This is a genomic window from Sphingomonas sp. 3-13AW, from assembly GCF_049311085.1.
In the GTDB taxonomy this organism is placed as follows: domain Bacteria; phylum Pseudomonadota; class Alphaproteobacteria; order Sphingomonadales; family Sphingomonadaceae; genus Sphingomonas.
Genome location: NZ_JASNVZ010000012.1, coordinates 60,864 through 73,398, shown reverse-complemented (window position 1 = coordinate 73,398; position 12,535 = coordinate 60,864). Strand labels below are relative to the sequence as shown.

General features: G+C 66.9%; 21 protein-coding genes and 1 tRNA gene. 17 read left to right on the top strand and 5 right to left on the bottom strand.

Features of this window, described 5'->3' with window-relative positions; genetic code table 11:
* Window positions 1-79: 79 nt before the first annotated feature.
* The 14 genes from QP045_RS13595 (at window position 80) to QP045_RS13530 (ending at window position 5,552) form a co-directional block, all read left to right on the top strand.
* Entirely contained in the window at window positions 80-523 is a 444-nt protein-coding gene (locus QP045_RS13595) for a hypothetical protein (protein WP_422515529.1), read from the top strand.
* Window positions 520-825 (top strand): hypothetical protein, encoded by a 306-nt coding sequence (locus QP045_RS13590; protein ID WP_422515528.1) that lies wholly within the window; start codon window positions 520-522, stop codon window positions 823-825. Before QP045_RS13595 ends, QP045_RS13590 begins: the two co-directional genes overlap by 4 nt.
* A gap of 147 nt (window positions 826-972) precedes the next feature.
* The gene (locus QP045_RS13585; RefSeq protein ID WP_422515527.1) at window positions 973-1,197 is read left to right on the top strand and encodes a hypothetical protein; all 225 of its coding nucleotides are present in this window, start codon (window positions 973-975) and stop codon (window positions 1,195-1,197) included.
* Between the two features lie 15 nt (window positions 1,198-1,212).
* Window positions 1,213-1,440 (top strand): helix-turn-helix transcriptional regulator, encoded by a 228-nt coding sequence (locus QP045_RS13580; protein WP_422515526.1) that lies wholly within the window; start codon window positions 1,213-1,215, stop codon window positions 1,438-1,440.
* The gene (locus QP045_RS13575; protein ID WP_422515525.1) at window positions 1,433-1,729 is read left to right on the top strand and encodes a hypothetical protein; all 297 of its coding nucleotides are present in this window, start codon (window positions 1,433-1,435) and stop codon (window positions 1,727-1,729) included. Before QP045_RS13580 ends, QP045_RS13575 begins: the two co-directional genes overlap by 8 nt.
* Window positions 1,722-1,907 carry a conjugal transfer protein TraR gene (locus QP045_RS13570; RefSeq protein WP_422515524.1) on the top strand — a complete coding sequence of 62 codons (186 nt, stop codon included), beginning with the start codon at window positions 1,722-1,724 and terminating at the stop codon, window positions 1,905-1,907. Before QP045_RS13575 ends, QP045_RS13570 begins: the two co-directional genes overlap by 8 nt.
* Window positions 1,900-2,808, top strand: coding sequence for a phage Gp37/Gp68 family protein (locus QP045_RS13565; protein ID WP_422515523.1), 909 nt, complete (start codon window positions 1,900-1,902; stop codon window positions 2,806-2,808). Before QP045_RS13570 ends, QP045_RS13565 begins: the two co-directional genes overlap by 8 nt.
* Entirely contained in the window at window positions 2,808-2,972 is a 165-nt protein-coding gene (locus QP045_RS13560) for a hypothetical protein (protein WP_422515522.1), read from the top strand. The genes QP045_RS13565 and QP045_RS13560 overlap by 1 nt, the downstream gene beginning before the upstream one ends.
* Window positions 2,973-2,974: 2 nt before the next feature.
* Window positions 2,975-3,448, top strand: coding sequence for a hypothetical protein (locus tag QP045_RS13555; protein ID WP_422515569.1), 474 nt, complete (start codon window positions 2,975-2,977; stop codon window positions 3,446-3,448).
* Window positions 3,445-3,846, top strand: coding sequence for a DUF7694 domain-containing protein (locus QP045_RS13550; RefSeq protein ID WP_422515521.1), 402 nt, complete (start codon window positions 3,445-3,447; stop codon window positions 3,844-3,846). The genes QP045_RS13555 and QP045_RS13550 overlap by 4 nt, the downstream gene beginning before the upstream one ends.
* Window positions 3,843-4,631 (top strand): hypothetical protein, encoded by a 789-nt coding sequence (locus tag QP045_RS13545; protein ID WP_422515520.1) that lies wholly within the window; start codon window positions 3,843-3,845, stop codon window positions 4,629-4,631. Before QP045_RS13550 ends, QP045_RS13545 begins: the two co-directional genes overlap by 4 nt.
* A complete protein-coding gene (locus QP045_RS13540; RefSeq protein WP_422515519.1) occupies window positions 4,628-4,810 on the top strand; it encodes a hypothetical protein in 183 nt (60 codons plus the stop codon). The genes QP045_RS13545 and QP045_RS13540 overlap by 4 nt, the downstream gene beginning before the upstream one ends.
* The gene (locus QP045_RS13535) at window positions 4,807-5,181 is read left to right on the top strand and encodes a hypothetical protein (RefSeq protein WP_422515518.1); all 375 of its coding nucleotides are present in this window, start codon (window positions 4,807-4,809) and stop codon (window positions 5,179-5,181) included. Before QP045_RS13540 ends, QP045_RS13535 begins: the two co-directional genes overlap by 4 nt.
* A complete protein-coding gene (locus QP045_RS13530; RefSeq protein WP_422515517.1) occupies window positions 5,181-5,552 on the top strand; it encodes a hypothetical protein in 372 nt (123 codons plus the stop codon). The genes QP045_RS13535 and QP045_RS13530 overlap by 1 nt, the downstream gene beginning before the upstream one ends.
* A gap of 9 nt (window positions 5,553-5,561) precedes the next feature.
* Here QP045_RS13530 and QP045_RS13525 read toward each other — a convergent pair whose 3' ends face one another.
* The 3 genes from QP045_RS13525 to QP045_RS13515 form a co-directional block, all read right to left on the bottom strand.
* The gene (locus QP045_RS13525) at window positions 5,562-5,828 is read right to left on the bottom strand and encodes a hypothetical protein (RefSeq protein WP_422515516.1); all 267 of its coding nucleotides are present in this window, start codon (window positions 5,826-5,828) and stop codon (window positions 5,562-5,564) included.
* Between the two features lie 168 nt (window positions 5,829-5,996).
* Window positions 5,997-7,547: a tyrosine-type recombinase/integrase gene (locus QP045_RS13520; RefSeq protein WP_422515515.1), complete on the bottom strand. Its 1,551-nt coding sequence runs from the start codon at window positions 7,545-7,547 to the stop codon at window positions 5,997-5,999.
* A 174-nt stretch (window positions 7,548-7,721) separates the two neighbouring features.
* Window positions 7,722-7,811 (bottom strand) — tRNA-Ser (locus QP045_RS13515).
* A 140-nt stretch (window positions 7,812-7,951) separates the two neighbouring features.
* On the opposite strand from QP045_RS13515, the gene hspQ reads away from it, so the two are divergent.
* Window positions 7,952-8,323 (top strand): heat shock protein HspQ, encoded by a 372-nt coding sequence (gene hspQ, locus QP045_RS13510; protein WP_422515514.1) that lies wholly within the window; start codon window positions 7,952-7,954, stop codon window positions 8,321-8,323.
* Between the two features lie 30 nt (window positions 8,324-8,353).
* Here the strand turns inward: hspQ and QP045_RS13505 are convergent, their stop codons facing one another.
* The gene (locus QP045_RS13505; RefSeq protein WP_422515513.1) at window positions 8,354-8,665 is read right to left on the bottom strand and encodes a hypothetical protein; all 312 of its coding nucleotides are present in this window, start codon (window positions 8,663-8,665) and stop codon (window positions 8,354-8,356) included.
* Between the two features lie 79 nt (window positions 8,666-8,744).
* Here QP045_RS13505 and QP045_RS13500 point away from each other — a divergent pair, with 79 nt between their 5' ends.
* Window positions 8,745-10,355 carry an ArnT family glycosyltransferase gene (locus QP045_RS13500; RefSeq protein WP_422515512.1) on the top strand — a complete coding sequence of 537 codons (1,611 nt, stop codon included), beginning with the start codon at window positions 8,745-8,747 and terminating at the stop codon, window positions 10,353-10,355.
* 267 nt (window positions 10,356-10,622) lie between these two features.
* On the opposite strand, the gene QP045_RS13495 is transcribed toward QP045_RS13500, so the two are convergent.
* Entirely contained in the window at window positions 10,623-11,534 is a 912-nt protein-coding gene (locus tag QP045_RS13495; protein WP_422515511.1) for a LysR family transcriptional regulator, read from the bottom strand.
* A gap of 86 nt (window positions 11,535-11,620) precedes the next feature.
* On the opposite strand from QP045_RS13495, the gene QP045_RS13490 reads away from it, so the two are divergent.
* Complete coding sequence (locus tag QP045_RS13490; RefSeq protein WP_422515510.1) at window positions 11,621-12,487, top strand: NAD(P)H-binding protein; 867 nt, start codon at window positions 11,621-11,623, stop codon at window positions 12,485-12,487.
* Window positions 12,488-12,535: the final 48 nt, after the last annotated feature.

The following is a 12,535-nucleotide window of genomic DNA, read 5'->3' as shown; positions in this document are numbered from 1 at the left end:
ATTTCTCCGACGATATTGCGGCTCACCACCTGAGCCGGCGCATCCTCGTGCCGCGACAGACGGTGGCGAGGAGCCCGTCGTGTCCAATACCCCCGCAATTGAGTGTCCCGACACGCGCCAGGCCGTTGAGGACCTGCGGCACGTCGTCGTGGAGCTGCGCCAGCGCAGCGCCCGGATAAGCAACCTCGACGAGCGTCAGGGGACCTACCTGGCAGAGCGCCGGGTGATCGGCGAACTCAACTCCCGCATCCGTCTGCGCGCCGAGCGCCTCGGGATCACCGGCGAGACGCTGCTCGCGCTCGTTCAGGACGATCTCAACACGAAGGCTCGGCGCGGGCGCCCTGCCCCGACACGGGTGACGACGCTCACCCTCAAGGACGACATCGCCCGCTCCCTCCAGCGCATCGAAGCCGCAGCCGAAGCCAAGCGCGCGGCGCTGGCCGAGGAAAAGGAGGCACTGGAGCATCACGTCACCATGATCCAGCGGGCGAAGTCCTACGGCGTGAAGGGGCTTGGCGCATGAGCGAGAAGCCGACCCTCCATGAAATCGCAGCCATGCCCTTCCCGGCTTCTGTCCAGGCGATGCGAAAATTCTACAATCCCAACTGGGGGATGCCGGTACCGGACGACGCGGGCGACCTCCGCAAGTTCAAGGTCCGCGTAGAGTACACGTACACCGAGAGCGATAGCCGGACGTACACGGTCGAGGCCACCACCAAAGAGCAGGCCGAAACCATCGCTGAAGGGATGTTCGATAAGGACATCACTGTCGAGGATGACCCCGAACTCGGGGATATCGAAGCGACAGAGGTTGAGGACGCATGAGCGGTCCCGATCCCGCCCGGACGGACCGGTCGCCCCGCCGTATCTGGCGCCCCGATCGTGTGACCGTCGGACGCGTTGCCATCGCCACGTTCGGACTTTTGCTCCTGCTGCTCGCCCACCTCTGCAACGCCGTCTGGGAGAAATACCATGGCTGAGCCAGCGCACCCCACCGACGCCGACCGCGACCGCTGGCTGATCGAGAAGATTCTGCCGGTCGGTGTCGCCTGCATGATCTTCGGCGCTGCCGCTGCGGCCGGCGCCCGTGATTGGCGATCGTTCGCCGTGTTCGCTGTCGGCGTCGTGTTCTTCGGCTGGCCCTACGGGGTCCGCCTCCTTCGCGCGTGCACCAGCCGCGCCCATCCACACCGCTAAGGAGCTTCGGCCGCAATGAATGCGCCCGCACATTTCGACGCCCCAGACCGCCTGCTGCGCTTGCCCGAGGTGAGCGAGATGGTCGGCCTGAGTAAGTCCATGATCTACCGGAAGATGCGTGACGGCAGCTTTCCGGCCGCGATCAAGCCAGGCGGCGTCTCGACCCGCTGGAAGGAGAGCGAGGTCTGCCGCTGGGTGGAGAAGGTCAGCGAGAACCGGATCGTGGGCTCCCATCATGGCTGAGCAGTATTCCGAGATCGTCCGCGACATCGGGCAGAAGTGCGGCGACGACGCCTCAGGGGCCATCCGCCGCAACATGGCGCTGATGGATACCCACCATGAGATGGCGCAGGTCGCTGTCTTCGGCGCCGGAAGCGCTCTCGGCACCGCTGCCGGAGCCATGGCGGCGAGCCTGCGCGGAGATTCTGACACGCCAATCAACAGCGTTGAGGTGGCCGACCATCTTTGGACAATCCTCCGCCCCGCCGTCTTAGCCGGGCTGCAGCGCATCGAAAGCTCCCAGCATGGCTGACGAAGTCGATGCCGCGCAGGTGATCCAGGAGCGGCACCTTGCGCTCAGCATTGCTGCTGCTCGCGCCCCCGCCCCTGAGGGCCAGCCCGGCGAGTGCGACGAATGCGGATACGACCGCCCGCGGCTCGTGCGCGGCCGCTGCGCCTTCTGCCGCGACGGGAGATCACCTCATGGCTGAGAACACGGCAATCGAATGGTGCGACCACACCTTCAACCCCTGGGAGGGGTGCCAGAAGGTCGGGCCGGGCTGCGATCACTGCTATGCGGAAACGCGCAACGCCCGCTTCGGCGGCGGTACCGCACCGAACTGGGGGCCGAACGCGCCCCGCCGCCGCACCAGCCGTAGCAACTGGCGCAAGCCGCTACGTTGGCAGGCGGATGCCGCAGCGTTCCAGGCCAAGCACGGCCGTCGGCAGCGCGTGTTCTGCGCCAGCCTCGCGGACGTGTTCGACAATGCTGTCGATGACAGCTGGCGCGCGGATCTGTTCGAACTGATCCGTGCGACGCCCGATCTGGACTGGCTGCTGCTGACGAAGCGGATCGGCAACGTCGCGAACATGCTCCCGGTGCCCTTCGATTTCGAGGAGCTCTATCCGAACGTCTGGCTGGGTGCGACCATCGTCAACCAGGCGGAGGCAGACCGCGACATCCCGAAGCTGCTGGCCGTGCCGGCGCGCGTGCGGTTCCTGTCGATGGAGCCGCTGCTCGGGCCGGTCGAGTTTGACCCGTGCGAGCTGGTGCGCCTCGATTGGATCATTGTTGGCGGCGAAAGCGGCCCCGGCGCTCGGCCGATGCACCCGGACTGGGCGCGGTCGCTGCGAGATCAGTGCGCCGTGGCCGCCGGGGTGCCGTTCCTGTTCAAGCAATGGGGCGAGCACTCGCTCGGCTATGACCGCGAACGCGACGATCCAGACTGGCGGCAGTGCGGCGAACAAGCGCGGAAGCATCCCGGTCAGTGGCTGAACCTTGAGGGTGGTACCGGCTTCCACGGCGAGCGCGTCCACTACGCCGCCAGGGTCGGCAAGAAGGCTGCTGGCCGCCTGCTCGACGGTGTCCAGCACGACGGAGCGCCCAGCTGATGCCCGCCGAATACCGCGAAATCGAGGTGGCGCCCGGCCACCGCATCACCGTCCGCCGCTCGCGCAAAGCCGCGCGCCGCCCGGGCTTCGTCATGGTCCAGAAGTCGCACCGCCCGCCCTTCGAGGTGCGCGAGCAGTGCTGGCAGGAAGGAAGGGTTCAGTGAGCATGATTCAGTACGCGACCGTCGAGGAAATGCGCGCGTGGGCAACCACCCTGATCGCGAGCCTCGCTCCCGACTTCGTGATCGGGCCAGCCGACAACCCCTACCTGCGCCGCTGGTGGGTGATCCCTCGCAACACGGGCTGCAACGTCTACCTGCACGAGATCCTGCGCAGCGACGATGATCGCGCGCTGCACGACCACCCGTGGGCGAACACCTCGATGCTGCTGGACGGCCGCTACGTTGAGCACACGCCGGAGGGCAGCGCGCTGCGCGAGGCCGGCTGGATCGGAAGCCGTCAGGCCGAAGACGCGCACCGGCTGGAGATCCTGCCGGGCGAGCGCGCCGTCTCCTTGTTCATGACCGGACCCAAGCTGCGCGAGTGGGGCTTCCTCTGCCCCAAGGGCTGGGTTCACTGGCGCGACTTCACCGGCGGCGAAAATGGCGAACTGGTCGGCCGCGGGTGCGGTGAAGCGTGAAGCCGGCCGCGTCCGAACTGCGTCAGCTGCGCCGGGACAATCAGCGCTGGCCCGCTGAGCTTGTTGCCGTGCCCGTCGCCGACTGGCCGCTGGAGCCGATCTGCGCCAGCCGCGTGCGCGTTCTCCGCTCGCGCAACTTCCTGGTGCAGGTCTTCGTCGAGGTCGGAAGCATTGTGCGCCTGTCGGTGAACCGTACCGACTGGGACGAGCGGCAGCAGCGTTTCCGAGAAGACATAAGCTGGGAGGACCTTCAGCGCCTGAAGCGGGAGGCGGGATACGCCGACGAATGGGCTGTCGAGGTGCTGCCAGCCGACGGTGAAATCGTGAACGTCGCGAACATGCGCCACATCTGGCTTCTGCCAGAGGCGCCGGCTTTCGGCTGGAGGCGTGGCGTATGAAGTCCGCCGACGTCCGCGCCGCGCTGGCACGCAAGTTCTGCGCTCCCGAATACGCGCTGTTCTATGAAGTGGGGGATGCAACCGGCGGCCGACAGCGCCGCTGGGCAGATGCGATCGCCATGGGTCTGTGGCCGTCGCGAGGACTCTACCTGCAGGGCTTCGAGATCAAGGTTTCGCGCTCTGACTGGCTGGTCGAATTGCGCAACCCCGCGAAAGCGGAGGCCATTTCGCGCTTCTGTCACCACTGGTGGATCGTGACCCCGCCGGGGATCGTGCGGGACGACGAGCTACCTGAGACGTGGGGTCTGTACGAGGTGACCGGCAAGGGCCTCGTGTGCAAGCGCAAGGCGCCGGTGATGCCGGACATCCAGCCGATCGACATGCCGTTCCTGGCGTCCCTGCTGCGGCGTGCGGATGAACATGCCCGCGCTACCATCCGCGGTGCCGTAGACGACGCCATGCGCGACGAGCGGGCTGCGATCGAGACGACGGTGCGCGAGAGGGTCGACCGCGAGGTGCGTGCGCGTCAGGGCCTCGACCAGCGGGCGCAGAGCGCGCTCGACAGCATCAAGAAGGGCGCCGGTGTCGACGACATCGAGGAGGTTCAGCGCTGGTTCGACGCCGAAGAGTTCGGCCGAGCCGTCGGCCTAGTGCATCGCCTTGGCATCGCGAGCACCTATCGCGGCCTCCGCACCATAGCGATGCAGCTCACGCCCATGCAGGCGGCGATCGAGCGGATGTTGCCGCCGGCCGAGACCTACACGACGCTTGAGGACCTCCAGTGAAGCGGGAGGACCTGCTCGTCCCCCTCACCCTGGGCATGCTCGTGGGCGCCGCGAAGGCGGATGCTGGCGGGCACGCGGATTCAGCCGCCGTCCACCTCCTGATCGCCGCCATCTTCTTCGCCGCGTCCTGCATCTGCGCGGCGATCTCACGCATCCAGCCGAAAGGACCCGCCGCATGAGCGGATTGATACCTGAAAGCACGAACGCGGCCGACCAAGTGAAGGTGAAGATGGAAGGCGAGCGCCAGCGATACAGGATCATGGCTCGGAATGACCGGTTCGTCATCATGACCAAGCCGTTCAATGCCCAGCGCACCTACCTCTACACCATAGCCGATCTGCGGCGGGGTGTTCGGGGTCCATGCAACCTCATCTTCGGACTGCCCTGTGATGTGAGCACACCGGACGGAGCGGCAGAGGCGCTGAGCAAGATCGAGGCTGGCGAGATGGAGGTGAGCTATCGCCGGTGCGTCGATCTGACGCCGGCCGAAGTCGCCGCCCTCGCCGCGATGCAGTCGCAAGGTGAGCAGCAGGCACGGCGGGAGGTCTGATGGTAGAGATCCTCACCCCCAGCACCGGCGAGACGCGTCCGGGCGGAAAGCTGCGGCTGAACAGTCGCGGCTTTGAGGTTGGCGAGCGCGTGCTTGCCTGGGCGGGCGGCGGCTGGATCGTCAGCGACATCACCGCACTGGCGGATACCACCGTCGGCGTTCGCTGCCACGGCGCCCTGACCTACAGGGACATTGCTGGCACCCTCTCGCCAAAGGTCGACGCTGAGCAGCTGCTCGCCCGGATCCGCGCCGTCGAGCGGGACGCTGACGCCGCGATCGAGGCGGCGCGCCAGGCGAAGTGGGATGCGCTGATGCAGTTCCTCGAGGGCGGTGACTTGGCCCGCGTGCCGCCGTTCGTGCCGGGGATGTAATGCCAAGACCTATTGCCGGTGCATCGCCGCCAGCCGCTGGCTTGACCATCGCGCTAGGTCCGCATCGCTCCAGAGCGGCCGGAACACGCCGTGCAGGTAGTAGAAGTGGTTCCAGCCGGCGCAGCCGGGCGTGATGCGGCACCGGCAGCGCCGCCCGATCAGCGAGTAATCGCGGCCCACGCGTGCAGCCAGTGCCGCGACGTCCAGATCGGTGGACCCGCAGCGCTCTTCGCACAGGATCCGCACTTCGGCACCGCCGTCGATCATCGCGCCCAAGGTGCGCGCCCAGGTTGGAAATTGTGAAGGTCGCCCGTTGCCCATCTGCCAGCCTGAAGCACGGCCCGGGCTTTGTAGGAAACCGCCCGAATCGCGCACGCCGACCGCAGGAACAAAAAAGGGCCAGCCTCTCGGCCAGCCCTCTCAGTTTCGATAGCGGTTCGTCCGTCAGTCCGCGCGAATGTCCGGCGTCGTGCGGATGATGCGCTCCACCTCCTGCGCGCCTCCAGCCGCCAGCGCGGCTTCGAGCTCGCCCCTAAGCGCATCCTGTCGACTGCGGCCGAACAGCGTGGCGCGGCCGCGCTGGTACTTCTCCACATCGGTAAGGAAGCGCTCGACCGCCTCGGCCGGGTGTTCCGGCAGCAAGGCCGTCGCGCGCCCGATTGCCCATTCCATGTGCTCACGTCGGGATGCGCTCCACTCCCCGATCACAGGCTCACGGCAGGGCCGGTCCACCAACGCAGCAGCTGGCGGCTTTCCTTCCATGAGCAGCGACGCCCACTCCTGCGCGATCGCCCGCCGGCGGGGCATGAAGGCGGCGCGGTTGTAGGCGCTCTCGACCTTATCCTTCGGCACGTGCGCCAGCATCAGGTCGATCACGGCGCGGTCGCCCGCCCTGCCGGCGCGGCTGGCCTGCTCGTTCATGATCGTCGAGAAGGCCGCGCGGAAGCCGTGCGGGACGTGGCGGCCGTGATAGCCGGCACGGTTCAGCAGGTAGCCCATGGCGTTCTCGCTCATCGGCTCATGCGACCGGCGCTGGTTCGGGAAGATCATCGGCAGCCGGCCGGTGATGTCGCGCATCGCCAGCAGCACGTCGATCGCCTCCATGGACAGGGGAACGACGTGGTCCCCGCCCACCTCGTCCTTGCGCGCCAGCGTGCCCTTCATCCGTAAGGCCGGGACGGTCCAGGTCGCGAGATAGGGCCCGTACGACTGGCGGGTCCAATCGACGCCGTCGATCTCGTCCCAACCCGCGCCACGCGACTCGCCCGGGCGAACGGCAGTCAGCGCCAGGAGGCGGACCGCCAGCTTCGTGACGATATGAGAAGGAGTTGCCTCGGCGTCGGTGAGGACGCGGCGGATGCCGTCGAGATCAGTGATAGCCGGCTGCTTGCCGCGACGAACGACCGGCTGCAGCTCGTTCTTGAGGCTGGCAGTCGGGTCGCTCTCGGCGATGCCCATCGCGATCGCGGACCCGAACACGCCGGAGATCCGCTGGCGCACGCGCTTGGCGGTCTCGACGGAGCCGCGGCGCTCGATCTGGTGCAGGAGGTCGAGGATCCGGGGGGCACGGAGCCGCGCGATCGGTAGCCCGCCGATCTCCGGAAAGACGTCACGCTCCAGCGACTGGAGCACGTCGTCGGCGTGCCGGGCGGACCAGCGCGGCTTGTTCCGCTCCCACCAGCGGCGGGCGATTCGCTCAAAGGTCGCCTCGTGGTCGGCCTCCTGCGCCTTGGCAGTCAGCCGGCGCTCGACGGCGGGATCAAAGCCGTCGCGGATCAGCTCCTTCGCCTCGTCGCGCTTCCGCCGCGCGTCCGACAGGGTGACCTTGGGATAGGCGCCGAACGACAGCGTCTTGCGCTTGCCGCCGTGCTTATAGTCCATCCGCCAGAGACGGCTGCCGGTGGTTGAGACGTGCAGATAGAGCTGCTCCGCGTCGGCGAGCTTGTACGCCTTGTCACGGGGCTTGGCCGCTTTCGCCTTCGCGTCGGTCAACATGGTGCGCCCCTCCCGGCCCGATACCGTACGTTCTCGATCCGATACCGTGCGCGATACCGCATCAGGCGGTGGACGCGTGTGGACGGCTGCGGAAAACTAAGTCGTCCATGAAGCCGAGGATGAGGGGATTTTCAAGGGCCAGTGGACCGCTGCGCACGTGTGCGGATACGGTATTGGCGGAGAGGGAGGGATTCGAACCCTCGGAACCCTTGCGGGCTCAACGGTTTTCGAGACCGCCCCGATCGACCACTCCGGCACCTCTCCGCAGAGGTTGGCATGATCCGTTTCCGTGGAGGAAGCGGCACGCCGGTCAGCGAGCGGTCGCCGTTAGGCCAAAGTTTCGGGCAGTGCAAGCGCCCGCTTGTGCCTTTTCTCCGTGAGACTAGATATTGGACATGATCGAGATGTCGGAACCCCGGAATCTGCACGAAGCGCCGCTGGCCATGCCGCCGGTCGCCCACGCCCGTTTCTCCATCGGCGACGTGGTGCGCCACCGCGTGTTCGACTTTCGCGGGGTGGTGTTCGACGTCGACCCCGTCTTTGCCAACAGCGAGGAATGGTACGAGGCGATTCCGGTCGAGGTGCGGCCGCGCAAGGACCAGCCCTTCTACCACCTGCTCGCCGAGAATGCGGAATCGAGCTACGTCGCCTATGTCAGCCAGCAAAATCTGGTCGCGGACCAAAGCGACGAGCCGGTCGAGCATCCCGCGATCAACGGGCTGTTCGATGCCTTTGCCGATGGTCGCTACCGGTTGCGTCGCCAGCACCGCCATTAAGCCGGGGCGCCATAGGGGCGCCGATCGTCTTTAGCTGCGCGCCCGCTTGTTGAACCGCAAGATGCAGAACAGGACGACGGGCCAGAACCAGGTCGCAAGCGCGTCCCCTGCCGTGTCCGCCCATTTCCAGCTACCGCCTGACATCCGGTCGAGGATCTCGTTGGCCACTTCTGCCAGGATGCAGATCGCAAGTGGCACGGGCGAACGCAGCGGAAGTCGCAAGACCAGGGCGCTCAGGCACCAGATTGCCAGGCCGACCTGAACGTGGATGAACTTGTCCGGGGCGACCTGGATCTGTTCAACGCGAACCGCGAAGTCATGATAGAGTTTCTCGAACGACACGGGAGCGCCTTTGCCGAAGTGGCACGGGATTGCCTAGTGTGGAATCGCCATCCGGACCCCGGTGCGCTAGCCAGCGACGATGCGCTGCAGTCCCCCTCCCTATTATCTCGTCAGCGGCTTCTTTCTGTCGGGTCTTGCGACACTGCTCATCGTGGCGACTGTGAGCGGGATTTCGCAAAGCTTTTTCGATCCCGATGAGTCTGCCCACTATGTGAATTCCCTCTTCCTGGGGGATTGGGTCCGGAGTGGATTTCCTTCGCCACTCACCTTCGCGCGCGAGTTCTACGCGAATTTTCCAAAGCTCTCGATCGGCCACTGGCCGCCCGGCTGGTATTCCCTCCTCACGCCGATCTTCGCTGTCGTCCGGCCCTCCCCGTTTGCCGCCCTTGCGCTCAGCGCCTTTGTCGCAGGGCTCCCAGGGGGGCTGATCCTGTGGGCACTGGCGCGGGCGGGTTTCTGGCGGGTCGGGATTTTCGCGGCAGCCGCCTATGTCGTGCTTCCCCTCGTCCTCGTCAGCGCGCGACACTTCCTGCTGGATCAGCCGGCTGCCCTGGCCGTGGGACTGGCCGCCATCGCCTGGGTGCGAGCGACCGAGCGTCCACGCTGGCCACGCTTCCTGCTGTTCGCAGCGCTCGCCGCATTTGCGCCGCTGGTGAAAGGGAATGGCGCGCTTGTCGCGCTCGTCCCCGTCTTCGACATCGCCATAGGCCGTCGTTGGGCGTTGCTGAAACATCCCGCTTTATGGGGTTCCGCCTTGCTGGCGATCGCGATCGTTGGTCCGTGGTATTGGCTTTCCTTCCAGATCTCGGCCGGAGGGTTCAACTACGCCCCCGGTCCCGAATATGCGGCGCTGTCCTTCGCCAGCAACCTGCGCGCGATCCTCGACAATGTCGGATGGGTCGGCGTCCTGCTGGCGATCGCAGGAGCCGGCTCGGCCTGGATCGCGCGCCGCGAGCGGCCCGAGGCAGCGCGGATCGCAGCGATCGCGGTCGCCGTCCCGATTGCGACCCTGATCTTCCAGGCTGCGATCCCGGTCGCCATCGAGCCGCGCTATGTCGCACCGCTGCTTCCTTGGGTAGTCGTCTTGGCCGCACTCGCGCTCGTCTCGCTGTGGCAGCGGGGCACGCCGCTTGCCCGTGCCGGAACGGTGGCATTGGCGCTGGCGAGCCTCCTGCCCGCCGCCACGAGCGCTCCGCGGCAACCACCGGCGGCCGACATCGATGCCGCCGCGCTGATCGCACGCATCCAGGCACATCCCGGCATCTGGCTGGTCGACGGGCGATCGGGCGGGGAAGGGTCGGTCATTGCCGCCGCCGCCTATGCCGATGGCGGATCGCGGCGCGTCTGGGTGGCTCGCGCGTCCCAATGGCTGTCGACGAGCGACTTCATGGGCCGGGACTATCGCGTGACCGCGGCAACCCCGGCGGCAGCCGGAGCGGTTCTGGATCGCCTTGGCGTTGCAGGAGCGGTGTCGATCGCAGACCGCGGCCAACTCGCCTATCCTCATAGCGCGACGCTTCGTCATGCCCTGAACACTCCGGCCTATACCCGGGAAGTCGTACCTTTCCGCCGCGGCGCGGGGAGCAGCCTCGTCGCGACCCGCCTGGCCCCCGTGACGCCGGCGATCGATCTGCTGAACTCCGGCTCAGGCTCCACCAATGTGAAGAAAATGGGTGTGGCGCTCGACTAGCTGAGCGCGGTCTATTCCCGGAAGCGCGAGATGTAGTTGGCTCGGCGGGATGCAGGGGGAGCGGCCCGCCGAGCCTAGCCATGAGCTTCAAGAGGGGTGCTGATGGCTGCCCTTGGCGTAGCGCGCCCGGGGCCATCTCCCATTCGTACAACTACTTAGTCTGAGCCCCAGGAAGGCCCGATGTTTCAGCCGTAACACTCACGCATGCCCCCTCTCCCGCCTGTGCCGCCGCGCGCGCATGAGCAGGATTAGGCGGCCGGCGATCGGCTATCGGACGTCCCGCCGTCGCTCCCCGCACATCGCGATGAAGGCACGCAAGGGCGGCGACGCGAGCCTGTTCGGATAATAGAGCCGTGGGCCGTCGAACTCCGGCCAGCGTTCGGGAAGCACCGCCATAAGCCTGCCGGTCGCAAGATCCTCCTCCAGCCAGTTCCGAAACACGCCGATGATCCCCAGGCCCGCCCGGGCATAGGCCAGGCCGGCATCGAGGGCGTTCACGCCCAGCACCAGCCTCGTCGGAGGCATGGCCTCGGCGACTTGGTCGCCCTGCTGCAACTGCCACGGGATCAGCGAGCCGCTGGGCAGCCGGTAGCGGATCGCATCGTGTTCGGTCAGGTCTTCCACCGACTGCGGCATGCCCTTGCGGGAGAGATAGTCCGGCGATGCCGCCAGCCCGACCTGCTGGCGTCGCGGGCCAATCGGCACCGAGATCATGCCCTGTTCCAGCGCCGTGCCATAGCGGATGCCGGCATGGCAGCCGTCGGCAACGATGTCGACCAGGCCGTTTTCAACCAAAAGCTCGACCGCGACGTCGGGATGCCGTTCCTGATAGGCGGCCAGCAGCGGCGGCAGGATGTCGGGCACGACCGCGCCGGGCACGTTGAGCTTCAGTCGGCCGCGGACTTGGGTGGCGCTATCGGTAACATCGGCACAGGCCAGGTCGATCTGCGCGAACAGGGGCGAGATACGCTCCGCGAGCGCCCCGCCCTGTTCTGTCGCCCGGAGGCTGCGCGTGGTCCGCAGCAGGAGGGGCGTGCCAAGCTCCCGCTCCAGCCGCGACACAGTGGTGCTGACGCGAGATGCGGCCATTCCCAGGCGTAGCGCCGCCGCGCGGAAGCCGCCTTCGCGCAGCACGGTCAGGAAGACCGCAAGGTCGTCGGCACGGATGTTGTTCTGCATGGAGAACGCCCTGTTCCGATTTGCGCCGCTTATCGTCAGCCCAAAGATCAATCATCTCCTGAACGCGTTATCGGCAGGAGACAATCATGCTCGTCATCACCGGAGCGACAGGTCAGCTGGGCAAGCGGATCGTCGCCGAACTGCTGCGGCGCGTTCCTGCCCAGCGGATCGGCGTCAGCGTCCGGTCACCCGACAAGGCGACCGATCTCGCCGCGCAGGGGATCCGCGTCCGGCAAGCGGACTATGAAAGGCCGGAAAGCCTGCGGCATGCATGGGAAGGGGCGGAGCAGCTGTTGCTGGTTTCGTCCGACGCCGCGGCGCACGGCGGCGACCCGATTGCCCAGCACGCGAACGCCATCGCGGTTGCGCAAGAAGTCGGCGTCGGGCGCATCCTTTACACCAGCCATGTCTCCGCCTCGCCGACCTCGCTGTTCCCACCCGGACGCGACCATGCGGCGACCGAGGCGTTGCTGGCAGGGTGCGGGATCGCGTGGACGGCGCTGCGGCACGGCTTCTACGCGGAGAGCCTGGTGGCCATGGAGGCGCAGGGGCTGGCGAACGGCGCGATCATCGCCCCTGCCGACGGCCCGGTCGCATGGACGACGCATGACGACCTCGCCGCGGCGGACACGGCGCTGCTGGCCGGCGAACAGGTCATCGACGGGCCGACTCAACCCTTGACCGGAACCGAAGCCCTGGACCTCTCCGAGATCGCCCGACTGGCGAGCGAGGTGAAGGGAACGCCCGTCTCTCGCGACGTGATCAGCCTGGATGATCTCGATGCGCAGGCACGCCAATATGGCATTCCCTCCGGTATCCGGGCGATCATGCTGGGCTATTACCGGGCTGCGCACGCCGGCGAGTTCTCGAAGGTCGATCCATTGCTGACCACCATCCTGGGCCGTCAACCGACGGGTATGCGTGACTTTCTCCAACGGCATCTGTCCGGGTGATTGGCGCGTTCACACCCAGGAACCTCTGCTGACGACGATAGGCAGCTG

Bases quoted from the DNA above. Each gene is read 5' to 3' on its own strand.
- QP045_RS13560 (WP_422515522.1), top strand. From the start codon at position 2,808: ATGCCCGCCGAATACCGCGAAATCGAGGTGGCGCCCGGCCACCGCATC.
- QP045_RS13580 (WP_422515526.1), top strand. From the start codon at position 1,213: ATGAATGCGCCCGCACATTTCGACGCCCCAGACCGCCTGCTGCGCTTG.
- QP045_RS13535 (WP_422515518.1), top strand. From the start codon at position 4,807: ATGAGCGGATTGATACCTGAAAGCACGAACGCGGCCGACCAAGTGAAG.
- QP045_RS13520 (WP_422515515.1), bottom strand. From the start codon at position 7,547: ATGTTGACCGACGCGAAGGCGAAAGCGGCCAAGCCCCGTGACAAGGCG.
- QP045_RS13545 (WP_422515520.1), top strand. From the start codon at position 3,843: ATGAAGTCCGCCGACGTCCGCGCCGCGCTGGCACGCAAGTTCTGCGCT.
- QP045_RS13575 (WP_422515525.1), top strand. From the start codon at position 1,433: ATGGCTGAGCAGTATTCCGAGATCGTCCGCGACATCGGGCAGAAGTGC.
- QP045_RS13590 (WP_422515528.1), top strand. From the start codon at position 520: ATGAGCGAGAAGCCGACCCTCCATGAAATCGCAGCCATGCCCTTCCCG.
- QP045_RS13565 (WP_422515523.1), top strand. From the start codon at position 1,900: ATGGCTGAGAACACGGCAATCGAATGGTGCGACCACACCTTCAACCCC.
- hspQ (WP_422515514.1), top strand. From the start codon at position 7,952: ATGTCGGAACCCCGGAATCTGCACGAAGCGCCGCTGGCCATGCCGCCG.
- QP045_RS13490 (WP_422515510.1), top strand. From the start codon at position 11,621: ATGCTCGTCATCACCGGAGCGACAGGTCAGCTGGGCAAGCGGATCGTC.
- QP045_RS13570 (WP_422515524.1), top strand. From the start codon at position 1,722: ATGGCTGACGAAGTCGATGCCGCGCAGGTGATCCAGGAGCGGCACCTT.
- QP045_RS13500 (WP_422515512.1), top strand. From the start codon at position 8,745: ATGCGCTGCAGTCCCCCTCCCTATTATCTCGTCAGCGGCTTCTTTCTG.
- QP045_RS13555 (WP_422515569.1), top strand. From the start codon at position 2,975: ATGATTCAGTACGCGACCGTCGAGGAAATGCGCGCGTGGGCAACCACC.
- QP045_RS13495 (WP_422515511.1), bottom strand. From the start codon at position 11,534: ATGCAGAACAACATCCGTGCCGACGACCTTGCGGTCTTCCTGACCGTG.
- QP045_RS13530 (WP_422515517.1), top strand. From the start codon at position 5,181: ATGGTAGAGATCCTCACCCCCAGCACCGGCGAGACGCGTCCGGGCGGA.
- QP045_RS13585 (WP_422515527.1), top strand. From the start codon at position 973: ATGGCTGAGCCAGCGCACCCCACCGACGCCGACCGCGACCGCTGGCTG.